Genomic DNA, 13363 nt, shown 5'->3' on the forward strand with positions numbered 1-13363 from the left:
TCACCGTACGGCGTACGCCACCGGGCAGGGATCGGCGGCCCGCGCCACCCCGCCGATCTGGGCGGGCACCGGTACGGGGTGCGCGGCCCATCCCGCCGTCAGGTCGTACCGGCCGAGCAGTCGCGTCATCGCGGCGGTCATCGCGGACAGCGAGAACGGCTGGGCCGGGCAGGAGTGCCTGCCGTGGCCGAACGCGGTGACCAGCATGGGCGAGGAGAGCGCGTCGGCATCGGCGAGGCGGTGGCGATGCCATCGGGAGGGCTCCCACCGGTCCAGGCCGGGCGCGACGGAGGTGTTCAGCAGGGGCAGCAGCGTCGAGATCGACCAGCCGGCGGGCACGTCGACCACCACGTCGCCGGCGTCGAACCTCACCGGTTCGAGAACCACCCGCGACATGATCGACCGCTGCGCCATCCGGGTGCTCTCCAGCGCGCAGCCCCGGGCCCACTCGACGTCGCCGGCCGCGACGCGGGCGGCGTGCCCGGGATGCTCGACGAGGTCGACCAGCGCCCAGCCCAGTGCGGCCATCAGATTCGACATCGACGCGACGTGGATCAGTGCGACGTCCAGTGCCACGCCGCGGTGCCGGACGTCCTGCGGCTCGTCGGCCCAGGCGGCCAGGATGCGCCCGAACAGCGAATCGCCCGCGACGGTCGAATGCCGTTCGCGCAGGGCGTGTCCGACGACGGCGACGACGTCCTCGAGCGCGGCACGCTCGGCGGCCTGGCCGGAGTCGGCGATCGCGGCCATGGCGTCGGGGTGTACGAACGCATCCGACCCGTCGAGCGCGTCGAACGCCACCACGAGCCGCTCGAACCCGTGGTCGTCCGCCGCGGCCGGGCCCGCCCACGACGCCAGCCCCATCCGGTGCCCGAGGCGACGGGTCAGTGCGAACACGTCCACCGTCCCCGCGTCGCCGAGTTCGGCGCACGTGGCGTCGAGCGCGGCGTCGAGGTTGGCGAGGTACGACGTCACGTCGTCGCGGCGGAACAGCGAGCCGGGCAGCGTGCGGCGGCCCGTGAAGATCTCGTCGGGCAGCTTGCGGCGCAGCATCAGGTAGTCGGCGACGCCCTTGCTGGCGGTCTCCTCGGGCAGCGCGTAGAACGACTCGACGCCGGTGGGAGAGAACGTGAACAGGTGGCGATGCCCGCCGCTGTCGACGACGAAGGTGTCGCCGTACCGGTCCCGCGCCGCGGCGATGGCGGCGACGCCGTCGGTGACCGCGACGTCCCACGGCAGGCCGACGCCCTCGGCCACCGGAACCCGGTCGTTCACAGACCGGTGGACCGCCGCACCGCGCCCAGTGCGCCCCGCACGGCGTTCTCCGTCGCGGCCCAGGGCGCGACCACCGATTCGCCGAGTCCAACGATGCGCTCGACCCGGTCGACGATGTGCTCGAGGCGTTCGACGACGGCGATCAGGCGCGGCGCCAGTTCGTCGATGCGGGTGATGGTGTCGTTGAACCGGGCGAGCGTCTCGTCGAGACCGCTGGTGGTCTTGTCGAGGCCCGTCAGGGTGTCGCCGAGATCGGTGAGCAGCGTGTCGACCTGCTCGACGGTGGCGTCCGCGTTGAGCGCGGCCTGGGTCAGCGTCTTGATGCGCTGCCGGCCGCTGACCGCGCGGCTGCGGCCGTCACCCTTGTCTGCCATGCCGCTCAGTATGCGACGTGTCAGAGTGCCGAGGCGGCGGCTTCGTCGAGGAGCCACACGGTGGCGTCGTGGCCGACCGCACCCGCGGCGGGGACGTCCTCGGGCTTCGCGCCGCCGATGGCCGCGGCGACGGCGTCTGCCTTCTCCTCGCCCGACACCACCAGCCACACCTCGCGGGACAGCGTGACCGCGGGGAAGGTCATCGTGATGCGCCGCGGCGGTGGCTTGGGGGAGTCGGTCACGCCGACCACGAAGCGCTCGGCCTCCCGGGTGGCCTCGGTGTGCGGGAACAGCGAGTTGACGTGCCCCTCACCGCCCATGCCCAGCAGGTGGACGTCGAACCGCGGTGCGGCGAGCCCGTCGTCGGCCTGGCCCTTCAGCATCTGTTCGTAGGCGAACGCGGCGGCGTAGATGTCGTCGCCGTACTCGCCGTCGCTCGGCGCCATCGGGTGCACGTTGGCCGCCGGGACGTCGACGGCGTCGAGCAGCGCCTCGCGGGCCTGCTTCTCGTTGCGCTCGTCGTCGTCGGCCGGGACGAACCGCTCGTCGCCCCAGTAGACGTGGACCTTCGCCCACTCGACCTCGGCCGCCCGCTCGGCGACCCGCTTGAGCAGCTTCACGCCGGTGCCGCCGCCGGTGAGGGAGACGTGGGCGACGCCGCGCGCGCCGATCGCTGCGGCGATGGCGTCCACCAGGCGGTCACCTGCGGCGGCGACGAGTGCGTCGGTGTCGGCGTACTTCTCGATCACGGTGTCAGACATAGGTCACCTCGTCGATGCCGCGCAGGGCGGCCTGATAGATCTCGTCGGCGTCCAGGCGTCGCATGTCCTCCGCGAGGCACTCGCGGGTCTCCCTGCGCGCCAACGGAACCAGGGCGTCGGGCTTGCCGGTCCGGGTCAGCGAGGCGGTCACGCCCTCCTGGGGCCGGCTCAGCGTGATGGTCTCGCCGGCGCGCACCAGCTCGACCTTGAGGTCGCCGACGGCGCGCGTCACGGGCCCGTCGATGTTGCTCGCCAGCCAGCCGGCCAGGATGTCAAGCGCGGGTTCGTCCTTCAGGCCGGACACGTGTGCCGACTCGACCTTCTCGAACGGTCCCTGGTCGAGCGTGGAGGTCAGCAGGGCACGCCAGTACGTGATGCGGCTCCAGGCAAGGTCAGTGTCGCCCGGCGTGTAGCCGGCCAGGCGGCCCTTGATGGCGGCCAGCGGATCCTCGTCGTTGGTGGCGTCGGTGATGCGCCGCAACGCCAACTGCCCCAGCGGATCCTGCGCGGGCACCGCGGGTGAGACGTCCGGCCACCACGTCACGACGGGCGTGTCGGGCAGCAGGAACGGCATGACGACGCTGCTGGCGTGGTTGGCCAGCGGGCCCGACAGACGCAGCACCACGACCTCGTTGGCGCCGGCGTCGCTGCCCACGCGCAGTTGGGCGTCGAGGCGGGCGTCGGTGGCGAGCCGGTCACCCGGGCTCACCACGATCACGCGGCACGGATGTTCGCGGCTGGCGGCGTTGGCCGCCTCGATCGACTCCTCGAGCACCGCCTCGGTGTCCGGGGCGATGACGAGGGTCAGCACGCGGCCCAGGGTGATGGCGCCGCCCTCTTCGCGCAGCGCCTGGATCTTCTTGTTGATCGCGCCGGTATTGGTGTCCGGCAGGTCGACTATCACGGTCTCCTCCAGGACCGACCGGTCCGGTTCATCATCTCGAATGCCGAGTCCGGACCCCAGCCGCCTGACTCGTAGGGGTCGGGCTTGCCGTGCGACTCCCAGTACTCCAGCGCGGGATCGAGGATCTTCCAGGCCAACTCGACCTCGGCGTTGACGGGGAACAGCGAGGGCTCGCCGAGCAGCACGTCGAGGATAAGCCGCTCGTAGGCCTCGGGCGACTCCTCGGCGAACGCCGACCCGTAGGAGAAGTCCATGCTGACGTCGCGGACCTCCATCGCGTTGCCCGGCACCTTGGAGCCGAAGCGCAGCGTGATGCCCTCGTCGGGTTGCACGCGGATGACGAGCGCGTTCTGGCCGAGTTCCTCGGTCATCGTCGCGTCGAAGGGCAGGTGCGGTGCGCGCTTGAAGATCAGCGCGATCTCGGTGACCCTGCGGCCCAGGCGCTTTCCGGTGCGCAGGTAGAACGGGACGCCGGCCCACCGGCGGGTGTCGACGTCGACGGTGATCGCGGCGAACGTCTCGGTGGTGGAGGTGGTGGCGAACCCCTCCTCCTCGAGCAGTCCGACCACCCGCTCACCGCCCTGCCAGCCCGCGGTGTACTGGCCGCGGGACGTGGTCTCGTCCAGCGGTTCCGCCAGCGTGCTGGCCGAGAGCACCTTGATCTTCTCGGCCTGCAGTTCACTGGGGGAGAAGCTGACGGGCTCCTCCATCGCGGTGAGCGCCAGCAGCTGCAGCAGGTGGTTCTGGATGACGTCGCGTGCGGCGCCGACCCCGTCGTAGTACCCGCCGCGACCGCCGAGGCCGATGTCCTCGGCCATGGTGATCTGCACGCTGTCGACGTAGTGCGAGTTCCAGACCGGCTCGAACAACTCGTTGGCGAAGCGGAGCGCCAGGATGTTCTGCACCGTCTCCTTGCCGAGGTAGTGGTCGATGCGGAACACCGACGCCTCGGGGAACACGCTGTTGACCACGCCGTTGAGCGCCTCGGCGCTCTTCAGGTCGTGGCCGAACGGCTTCTCGATGACGACCCGCGACCAGCAGCCCTCCGGCTTGTCGGCCAGCCCGGACTTCGACAGCTGCTCGCACACCACGGGGAACGCGTTCGGCGGGATCGACAGGTAGAAGGCGTGGTTGCCGCCCGTCCCGCGTTCCTCGTCGAGCGTGTCCAGCGTGGCCTTGAGCCGCTCGAACGACGACTCGTCGTCGAACGTGCCCTGCACGAAGCGGATGCCCTCGGCGAGCCGGTCCCAGACCTCCTGGCGGAACGGCGTCCGCGCGTGCTGCTTCACCGCGTCGTACACGACCTTGCCGAAATCCTCGTCGGCCCAGTCCCGGCGCGCGAACCCGATCAACGCGAACGACGGTGGCAGCAGCCCACGGTTGGCCAGGTCGTAGATGGCCGGCATCAGCTTCTTGCGGGCCAGGTCACCCGTCACGCCGAAGATCACGACGGCGCAGGGCCCCGCGATCCTCGGCATCCGCTTGTCGCGCTTGTCGCGTAGCGGGTTGACCCAGTCGGCCGGACGGCTCGCGCAATCGCCCATGGAGAGCTAGGACTTCTTCTCGTCGAGCTGCTGCTGAGTGGCTTCCATCAGTTCGCTCCACGACTTCTCGAACTTCTCGACGCCCTCGTTCTCGAGCGCGAGGAACACGTCGGTGAGGTCGATGCCCACGGACTCCAGGCCGTCGAACACCTGCTGCGCCTCGTCGGCGGTACCGGAGACGGTGTCGCCCTTGATCTCACCGTGGTCGGCGACGGCCTCGAGCGTCTTCTCCGGCATCGTGTTCACGGTGTCGGGTGCGACCAGCTCGGTGACGTAGAGGGTGTCGGAGTAGTCCTCGTTCTTGACGCCGGTGGAGGCCCACAGCACCCGCTGCACGCGGGCACCCTCGGCCTTGAGCACGCCGAAGCGCTGACCGCTCTCGAACACCTTCTGGTAGGCGGCGTAGGCCAGCCGTGAGTTCGCGACGCCGGCCTTGCCGCGCAGCGCCAGCGCCTCGTCGGAGCCGATCGCGTCGAGCCGCTTGTCGATCTCGCTGTCCACGCGGGACACGAAGAACGATGCGACGGAATGGATCTTGGACAGGTCGTGGCCGGCTTCCTTGGCCTTCTCCAGGCCCGCGAGGTAGGCATCCATGACCGCCTCGTGGCGCTCGACGGAGAAGATCAGCGTCACGTTGACCGAGATGCCCTCGGCGATCACCGCGGTGATGGCCGGCAGGCCCTCCTTCATCGCGGGGATCTTGATCAGCAGGTTGGGCCGGTCGACGATCTTCCACAGCTCGATCGCTTGGGCGATCGTCTTGTCCGCGTCACGGGCCAGACGCGGATCCACCTCGATGGACACCCGGCCGTCGACGCCGCCGGAGGCCTCGAAGGTCTTGGCGAAGACGTCGCACGCGTTGCGCACGTCGTCGGTGGTGACGGTGCGGATGGTGGCGTCGACGTCGGCGCCCCGCTCGGCCAGTTCGGCGATCTGCGCGTCGTAGGCGTCGCCCTTGGACAGGGCGGCCTGGAAGATCGACGGGTTGGTGGTCACGCCGACGACGCTGCGGGTGTCGACGAGTTCCTGGAGGTTGCCGGACTCCAGTCGCTCACGCGACAGGTCGTCGAGCCATACGGACACTCCTGCGGCACTCAGCGCCGCGAGGTTCGGGTTCTGAGTCATGTGTGTTGCCTCAATCCAGTGGTTAGTTGTCGATGGATCGTTCCGCCGCGGCCACCACTGCTTCAGGGGTGAAACCGAACTCGCGGAACAGCGTCTTGTCGTCGGCGGACTCGCCGAAGTGCTCGAGCGAGACGATCTCGCCGGTGTCGCCGACGAGCTTGTACCAGCTCTGCGCCACCGCAGCCTCGACGGCGACGCGCGCCGACACCTCGGGCGGGAGCACGCTGTCGCGGTACTCCTTGGGCTGACTCTCGAACCACTCCACGCACGGCATCGACACCACGTAGGCGACGATGTCCTTCTCCGCCAGCTGCTTTCGCGCCTCCACGGCGAGCTGCAGCTCGGAACCCGTGGCGATGATGATGACGTCCGCATCGTCGGCCGGGTTGCCTCCGCCCAGGACGTAGCCGCCCTTGGAGACGCCGTCGAAGTCGGTGCCCTCGAGCACCGGGACGCCCTGCCGGGTCAGGATGAAGCCGACCGGGCCGCTGCCGTTGCCGCGCGCGATGATGCTGCGCCACGCGTAGGCGGTCTCGTTCGGATCACCCGGGCGGACCACCGACAGGTTCGGGATCGCCCGCAGCGCGGCCAGGTGCTCGACCGGCTGGTGGGTGGGACCGTCCTCGCCGAGGCCGACGGAGTCGTGCGTCCAGATGTAGATGGTGTCGATGTCCATCAGCGACGCGAGTCGCACGGCGGGCCGCATGTAGTCCGAGAACTGCAGGAACGTGCCACCGAACGCGCGGGTCGGGCCGTGCAGCACGATGCCCGACAGGATCGCGCCCATGGCGTGCTCGCGGATGCCGAAGTGCAGCACCCGGCCGTACCAGTCGGCGGTGAAGTCCTCCGTCGAGATCGACGGGGGACCGAACGACTTGACGTCCTTGATGGTCGTGTTGTTGCTGCCCGCGAGATCGGCCGAGCCGCCCCACAGTTCGGGCAGCTTGGGCGCCACGTCGTTGAGCACCTGGCCGAACGCCGCGCGGGTCGCCACGGCCTTGGAGCCGGGCTCCCAGTAGGTGACGTCGGCGTCCCAGCCGTCGGGGAGTTCTTCGGCGGTCAGGCGGTCGAGCAGCTTCTTGCGCTCCGGCTCGCGCTCGGCCCACGCGTCGAACTCGGGCTGCCACTTCTCGTGCGCCTCGCGGCCACGGTCGACCAGCTTGCGGGTGTGCTCGATGACCTCGTCGCGCACCTCGAAGGTCTTCTCGGGATCGAAGCCGAGCACCTTCTTGGTGGCGGCCACCTCGTCGTCGCCGAGCGCGGAACCGTGCACGCCACCGGTGTTCATCTTGGTGGGCGCCGGATAACCGATGATCGTGCGCAGCGCGATGAACGACGGCTTGTCGGCGACCTTCTTGGCCTCCTCGATGGCGGCCTCGATGCCCGCGACGTTCTCGCCGCCCTCGACCTCCTGGACGTGCCAGCCGTACGCGCGGTAGCGGGCCGGGACGTCCTCGGACAGCGCGATGTCGGTGTCGTGCTCGATCGAGATCTGGTTCTTGTCGTAGAACACGATCAGGTTGCCGAGCTCCTGCGTGCCGGCGAGCGACGACGCCTCGCTGGTGATGCCCTCTTCGATGTCGCCGTCGGAGGCGATGACGTAGATGAAGTGGTCGAACGGGCTGGTGCCCGGCGCGGCGTCGGGGTCGAACAGCCCGCGCTCGAAGCGCGCCGCCATCGCCATGCCGACCGCCGACGCGAGACCCTGGCCCAGGGGACCGGTGGTGATCTCGACGCCCTTGGTGTGCCGGAACTCCGGGTGGCCCGGCGTCTTCGACTTGTAGGTGCGCAGCGACTCGATGTCCTCGAGTTCCAGTCCGAAGCCACCCAGGTACAGCTGGATGTACAGCGTCAGGCTGCTGTGGCCGCACGACAGGATGAACCGGTCACGGCCCAGCCAGTGCACGTCACTGGGGTCGTGGCGCAGCTGTCGCTGGAACAGCGTGTACGCCAGCGGCGCCAGGCTCATCGCGGTGCCGGGATGGCCGTTGCCGACCTTCTGCACGGCGTCCGCGGCGAGAACCCGCACGGTGTCGACGGCGACGGAGTCCAGGTCCGTCCAGTCGTCGGGATGATGGGGTTGGGTGAGTGCGGAAATTTCTTCCACGGTGGTCACGAACTCACTCCTAAAGGTAGGCAAGCCAGTCCCCACCACCCTAGTGCGCGGAGGTCGCGCGTCGCAGTCCGCGTGGGACATCCGCGGCTGTGAGCGAGTCGAGGCGGGTGAACGGACCCTGGATTGCCGTCCCGGCACCGACGCGGTCTACCATCGTCTGTAGTAGAAGCTGCGCGCCGCTGCCACGAAGAATGAGGAGTCAACTGCGTGAGCATTCGCGAGCGCGTTGCGCCCAGCCGGATCCGCACCATCCTGTTGGCATACGTCGGACTGACGAAGCCACGGGTCATCGAGCTGCTGCTCGTCACCGCGATCCCCGCCATGCTGCTCGCCGAGCGCGGCACCGTGAACCCGCTGCTGATCATCAACACCCTGGTGGGCGGCATGCTGGCCGCCGCGGGCGCCAACACGCTGAACTGCGTGGCCGACGCCGACATCGACAAGGTGATGAAACGCACCGCGCTCCGCCCGCTGGCCCGCGCCACGGTGCCGACGCGCAACGCCCTGATCTTCGGCCTGGTGCTGTCGGTGGGCTCGTTCTTCTGGCTCTGGACCACCACCAACCTGCTGTCCGGCGTGCTGGCGATCGTGACGATCCTGTTCTACGTCTTCGTCTACACGCTGCTGCTCAAGCGGCGCACCTCGCAGAACGTCGTCTGGGGCGGCGCCGCAGGCTGCATGCCCGTGATGATCGGCTGGTCGGCCGTCACCGGGACCGTGCAGTGGCCCGCGCTGGTGATGTTCGCGATCATCTTCTTCTGGACGCCGCCGCACACGTGGGCGCTGGCCATGCGCTACAAGGACGACTACAAGGCCGCCGGCGTGCCGATGCTGCCGACCGTGGCGACCGAACTCCAGGTGACCAAGCAGATCCTGATCTACACCTGGTTGACGGTGTTCGCGACGCTGGGGCTGGCCCTGGCCACCGGCTGGCTGTACGCGGCCGTGGCGCTGCTGGCGGGCGTCTGGTTCCTGGTCATGGCCCACCAGCTGTACAGCGGCGTCAAGCGCGGCGAGCCCGTGAAGCCGCTGCGGCTGTTCCTGCAGTCGAACAACTACCTCGCCGTGGTGTTCTGCGCGCTCGCCGTCGACTCGGCCCTCGCACTGCCGACGCTGCTGCACCTCTAGCCTTCGCGCTAGCTCCCGTCCCACCCCGCGCGCCGGCCCTGCTTGGTCTGTCCGCGGCGCTTCTTCTCCGCGATCCGCCGTTCCTTCGAGCCGCGCGTCGGCCGCGTCGGACGCCGCGTCGGCGGAGGTGCGGCCGCGGCGTCGCGCAGCAGCCGGGCCATCCGCTCGCGGGCGGCGGACCGGTTCTGCAGCTGCGCCCGGTGCTCGCTCGCCGTCACCGTCAGGACGCCGCCGGTGAGCCGGTTGCGCAGCGCGCACAGCATGCGGTGCCGCAGGTGGTGCGGGACCGACGGCGAGTTGGCCACGTCGAACGACAACTCCACGCGGCTGTCGGCGGTGTTGACGCCCTGCCCGCCGGGCCCCGAGGAGCGGGAGAACCGTTCGTGCAGCTCCGACGCCGGCACGGCCAGCGTCCGGGTGACGATCAGGTCGGCGGGCACGGGGTCAGATTAAGCGTTGATGCGGATAACGCTCGCTCATACCTAGCCCTGACAGGTGCCGGCTGGAAGCTCGGCGATGTGGTCAGAGATCCAGTCGGCGATCGTGTCGAGTTCTCCGGTGCCGTCGCCGAATGACCCGGAATCCGGTTCCGTGGCTATCGCGATCGCGACGGAACCACGATCTGTTGGGATCACACCGAACTGACGGACGAGATAGGCGCCCGACTCGGACGGACCCCAGCCGCCCTTGAACCGCGCACCAGAGAGTCGTCCGAGGCCCCAGGACTGGCCGGGTTCGACCTGTCCCATGAGGCCGAGCACCGGATCGGCGCGCCCATCACACGATGCCTTCGCAAGGAATGTCGCCTGATTGGCGAGAGACCACGTGGTCTGACCGAACGCGGTGTACTCGGGACGTATACGGGCCGACTGCACGGACGTGGGGTCGCCCGCGTCGGTCAGAACCTGTTCCACCTTGGCCTTTGCAGTGCCCGGATCCCCCAGCGAGGCCCACACAGCTTCTGCGGCCGCATTGTCCGATTCGGTGATCGCCGCGTTCATGTCCGATGAGATCGAGCCCTGTTCACGCAGAGCAGCCATGACGACGGGAACCTTCGACGTCGACCACGCGGGCCCAGTGGTCCACGTGCCGAACGTTTCACCCGGGCCGCCACCCACGGGTGCCAGGGCCAAGCCGACTTCGCCATCGAGACTGGCTGCCAGTTCGTCGAAGGACGCGCGCAAGCTGTCTGCAGGCGGCGGTGACGGCGACACAGGCGCCGTCATGGGTGCCGGCTGCGGCGCTGGCGGCGGCTGAAGCGGTGAACTCGATGACCGCTCCGTCGCGGCAACAGACGGTGTACTCGACTCATCAGGGTTATTGATGACGAAGAACAAGCCTATCGACGCGATGAGGCAGCCAACCAACACAGATAGGAGCAGACGCGTCGTCCGAGACCGTTTGGTCCCAGTCGAATGGCCTCCGCTGTGATGACGTCCCGGAGGCGGACGGCGATTGTCAGTCATGGGCTAGTAGATGTAGACAATTGCTCGCCTGCCACCGATGCAGGTCACCCATCGATCGCCGCTGCGCATACCGCACTCCATGACGAAATTTGATCCACTGCATCTCGGCGGCCCCTCCACGTTTCGGCAGTCGACCGCTCCCGGCGCGCTGATATCGACGATGGACGAAGGGTCCGGATTCGATCCGATGTACGCGTTACCGACACTTTCGGCGAAGTAGCAAGATGTGACATTAGAACCGCGCGCTGCACGGAATTGAGTGGCCCCTAACGCTATTGCGCTCGAGCAGTATGCGTCGCTCGGGTCCGGTCCGGTTTGAACGAGGCTAGCGGGAGGGGGCGCGAAAGCCGGAGGCTGAGGCTCAGATTGCCTCGCAGTTGTAGACCTCGAACCGTCCACTCCAGAGTTCGTGGCGGTCCTCGAACTCGAAGTGCTCGGCCGGGTAGTTCCGTAAGTCGGCTCGTCGTAGGAGTTCGACGAAGTCGAACGCGCAGTCCTGTTCGTCGAATTCCCGTCTGAGGAGTTGACTGCCAGCACCGACACGAGAATAACCGCGAAGACCGCCGCAACCGCTATCGCGGCGCCGATCAGCTGATTGCGACGGCGTAGGTCGTTGGCCGGTGTGGTCGACGCGACCTGACTGTCAACGGGGGGTGGGGGCGGCGGCGGCGTTGGGGCCGGCTTCGGAGGGGAGACGGCGCCCTTGGGTTTGGCTTGCGGCCTTGAGCGCACGATTGGGACCGGCGGCGTCGGACTGTCTTCGGCATCGTCTTCGCCTCCGAAGTCAAGCTCCCGTTGCTGCGCTTCCTCGATTGCGTGGCCCAGGATGTAGGTCCACGCCGTAGGAAGGGGTCGCCTTTCGGCCTTGCTCGTCAGCGAATCGCCAATCAGCTTCTTTAGCATTGACGGCGTCTTGGCCGGGAGCCGCTTCGGATCCCGTGTGTCCTGGTCGCCGACCAGAAGGCGCAGTGCCAACAGCCCAAGCTTGTACGAGTCTGAATAAATCGTCGCGAGTTCCTCGCCCTCTGGCACTTCCCAGCCGGGCGTCTCCACTTGAGGAAGTGCCGAAACGCCATTGACGCTCATGGTGTCGCAATCGATGAAATACGTTGCCTCGCTGGGCAATAGGGCGAAGAGCAGATTCTTCGGTGAGATGTCACCGACGCAGATTCCATTTCGATGGAGAAATGCCAGCTCGCCTGCAATCTCTCGCAGCAACGAGAAGCGCTGCACATCAGTCAGTTCAATCCCGCGCGCAGTCAGCACGGACTTGTGATTCAGAAGGTGCTGAATCTCGGCGTTGATCTGAGAAGTGCCCTTCGCCGTCGTGATCGGCATCGTGAAACGGTCCGGGATGGCGGGCATCACCTGCCCGATCGCGCTGCCGTTTTGCTCGACAATCCCGCATGGCCACGCTGCGATGGCCACCAGACGCTCGGCGTCTGCGTAGGACATAGTGTCCTCGACCAGAGCCGGCATGGCGCTCAAGGCATCGAAGTCCATTTCGGACAGCGCTTCTGGCTTGTACTCCTTGAAGACCATTGAGTCCGTGAACTTCGTCTTGAAGCCAGGCGCGTCGTAGACGATGCCCTGGCCGCCCTGACCGATTCGCTTCAAGGACCCGAGCTTGTTGCGCGGGATTCCGTACCGGGTCACCAGGTGTCTCCTCGAGGATCGGCTGGACCGCTCAGCCCGACGGCGACAAGCGTTCGATCGTCGTCGAAGGATTCACGGCTGAAGTCGAGCGCATGCGCGAATTCGATCAAGGTTGGCGGTGACGGCCGGCTCAACACATCTCGGAACAAATTGCCGACGCCACCATCGCCGCCGCCAAGCGGGTCGCCGAAACCATCTGTTCCCACTAGAAGCAGTTCACCCGGGCTTAGATCAACAATCGTCGGCCTCAGCCCAACCGGGACTCGGGGCAAGCCTGTCACTTCGGACGAAGACAGCCCGTCTGGCCCGTCCCCAGGCGTTGCCAGGAGATCGGTGAACCTGCCGCCGATGAGAGTCCATGCGCTCGAATCACCGACCGAAACGATGTGCGCACGCAACAGTCCCGGGGCCTTGGCCTCGAGCACCGCGCAGACCAACGTGGTAGCCAAGTTGGCTTCGGTCGCGACGGGGTCGGGTTGAGCGAGCCCAAGAATTCTTTGGGCTTGTTCATTGAGTGCCCAGGCGACGCTGGCGAAGCAGTGTTGCCAGTCAGTGGCTTCGGTCTCAGATGCTAGTGACGTGTGAAGCCATTCCGCCGCACTACGGACCGCCGCTGCGGAGCCGATGTGTGATTGATGAGCTTCCGAAACGCCATCTGCCACGAGAACGATGATCCGTCCGTCACGAAGTCGGTGGACGGCGAAATCATCCTCTCGCGGTGCACCGTTGAAACGATGCTGATGGCCGCGCAGGGAGGCGCCCCTGACCGTGACGCCATCAACGGTCCACCCGTCGACGATGGTGTCCGCGCGATAAGGCATCGGTTTGAACGACGCACTGATCACCGACGGTTCGTATACGGGCGACGGTCGGCCCACCGCCAAGGGCGGCACGGCCGTCGATCCGGAAACCTCGGCGATGGTTGAAGTCTCCACGGGTGACCTCCAAGCCGAGGAGTCGGTGGTGTCGAAGACTGGTCCTGCCGGCTGAAATGCCCTAGCCGGAGTCTTGTCA

General features: G+C 67.7%; 12 protein-coding genes. 1 reads left to right on the top strand and 11 read right to left on the bottom strand.

Annotation, left to right across the window (positions count from 1 at the left end; all coding sequences use genetic code 11):
* The 7 genes from AC1MEY_RS07790 to tkt are packed head-to-tail and all read right to left on the bottom strand — an operon-like array spanning position 1 to position 8099.
* Complete coding sequence (locus tag AC1MEY_RS07790; protein WP_480230102.1) at positions 1–1257, bottom strand: cytochrome P450 family protein; 1257 nt, start codon at positions 1255–1257, stop codon at positions 1–3.
* Positions 1258–1271: 14 nt separating this feature from the next.
* The gene (locus AC1MEY_RS07795; protein ID WP_480230103.1) at positions 1272–1649 is read right to left on the bottom strand and encodes an ATPase; all 378 of its coding nucleotides are present in this window, start codon (positions 1647–1649) and stop codon (positions 1272–1274) included.
* 20 nt (positions 1650–1669) lie between these two features.
* The gene (pgl, locus tag AC1MEY_RS07800) at positions 1670–2410 is read right to left on the bottom strand and encodes a 6-phosphogluconolactonase (RefSeq protein ID WP_480230104.1); all 741 of its coding nucleotides are present in this window, start codon (positions 2408–2410) and stop codon (positions 1670–1672) included.
* Positions 2403–3314: a glucose-6-phosphate dehydrogenase assembly protein OpcA gene (gene opcA / locus AC1MEY_RS07805; RefSeq protein WP_480230105.1), complete on the bottom strand. Its 912-nt coding sequence runs from the start codon at positions 3312–3314 to the stop codon at positions 2403–2405. The genes pgl and opcA overlap by 8 nt, the downstream gene beginning before the upstream one ends.
* Positions 3311–4858, bottom strand: a complete 1548-nt coding sequence (gene zwf / locus AC1MEY_RS07810) for a glucose-6-phosphate dehydrogenase (RefSeq protein ID WP_480230106.1) — start codon at positions 4856–4858, stop codon at positions 3311–3313. Before zwf ends, opcA begins: the two co-directional genes overlap by 4 nt.
* 6 nt (positions 4859–4864) lie before the next feature.
* Complete coding sequence (gene tal, locus AC1MEY_RS07815; RefSeq protein ID WP_480230107.1) at positions 4865–5983, bottom strand: transaldolase; 1119 nt, start codon at positions 5981–5983, stop codon at positions 4865–4867.
* A 22-nt stretch (positions 5984–6005) separates the two neighbouring features.
* Positions 6006–8099 (bottom strand): transketolase, encoded by a 2094-nt coding sequence (gene tkt, locus AC1MEY_RS07820; RefSeq protein ID WP_480230108.1) that lies wholly within the window; start codon positions 8097–8099, stop codon positions 6006–6008.
* Between the two features lie 207 nt (positions 8100–8306).
* Between tkt and AC1MEY_RS07825 the strand changes: the two genes are divergently transcribed.
* A complete protein-coding gene (locus AC1MEY_RS07825; RefSeq protein ID WP_480230109.1) occupies positions 8307–9227 on the top strand; it encodes a heme o synthase in 921 nt (306 codons plus the stop codon).
* A gap of 8 nt (positions 9228–9235) precedes the next feature.
* Here AC1MEY_RS07825 and arfB read toward each other — a convergent pair whose 3' ends face one another.
* The 4 genes from arfB to AC1MEY_RS07845 form a co-directional block, all read right to left on the bottom strand.
* Positions 9236–9667 carry an alternative ribosome rescue aminoacyl-tRNA hydrolase ArfB gene (gene arfB, locus AC1MEY_RS07830; RefSeq protein ID WP_480230110.1) on the bottom strand — a complete coding sequence of 144 codons (432 nt, stop codon included), beginning with the start codon at positions 9665–9667 and terminating at the stop codon, positions 9236–9238.
* 42 nt (positions 9668–9709) lie between these two features.
* Positions 9710–10453 (bottom strand): serine hydrolase, encoded by a 744-nt coding sequence (locus AC1MEY_RS07835; protein ID WP_480230111.1) that lies wholly within the window; start codon positions 10451–10453, stop codon positions 9710–9712.
* A gap of 243 nt (positions 10454–10696) precedes the next feature.
* Positions 10697–12349, bottom strand: a complete 1653-nt coding sequence (locus AC1MEY_RS07840; RefSeq protein ID WP_480230112.1) for a hypothetical protein — start codon at positions 12347–12349, stop codon at positions 10697–10699.
* Entirely contained in the window at positions 12346–13284 is a 939-nt protein-coding gene (locus AC1MEY_RS07845; protein WP_480230113.1) for a protein phosphatase 2C domain-containing protein, read from the bottom strand. Before AC1MEY_RS07845 ends, AC1MEY_RS07840 begins: the two co-directional genes overlap by 4 nt.
* Positions 13285–13363: the final 79 nt, after the last annotated feature.

This window comes from Mycobacterium sp. PTI7 (genome assembly GCF_056679845.1).

What these genes read in the sequence shown, in the direction of transcription:
- AC1MEY_RS07795 (WP_480230103.1), bottom strand. Translation starts at nt 1,649, where the DNA reads ATGGCAGACAAGGGTGACGGCCGCAGCCGCGCGGTCAGCGGCCGGCAG.
- pgl (WP_480230104.1), bottom strand. Translation starts at nt 2,410, where the DNA reads ATGTCTGACACCGTGATCGAGAAGTACGCCGACACCGACGCACTCGTC.
- zwf (WP_480230106.1), bottom strand. Translation starts at nt 4,858, where the DNA reads ATGGGCGATTGCGCGAGCCGTCCGGCCGACTGGGTCAACCCGCTACGC.
- tal (WP_480230107.1), bottom strand. Translation starts at nt 5,983, where the DNA reads ATGACTCAGAACCCGAACCTCGCGGCGCTGAGTGCCGCAGGAGTGTCC.
- AC1MEY_RS07835 (WP_480230111.1), bottom strand. Translation starts at nt 10,453, where the DNA reads ATGACGGCGCCTGTGTCGCCGTCACCGCCGCCTGCAGACAGCTTGCGC.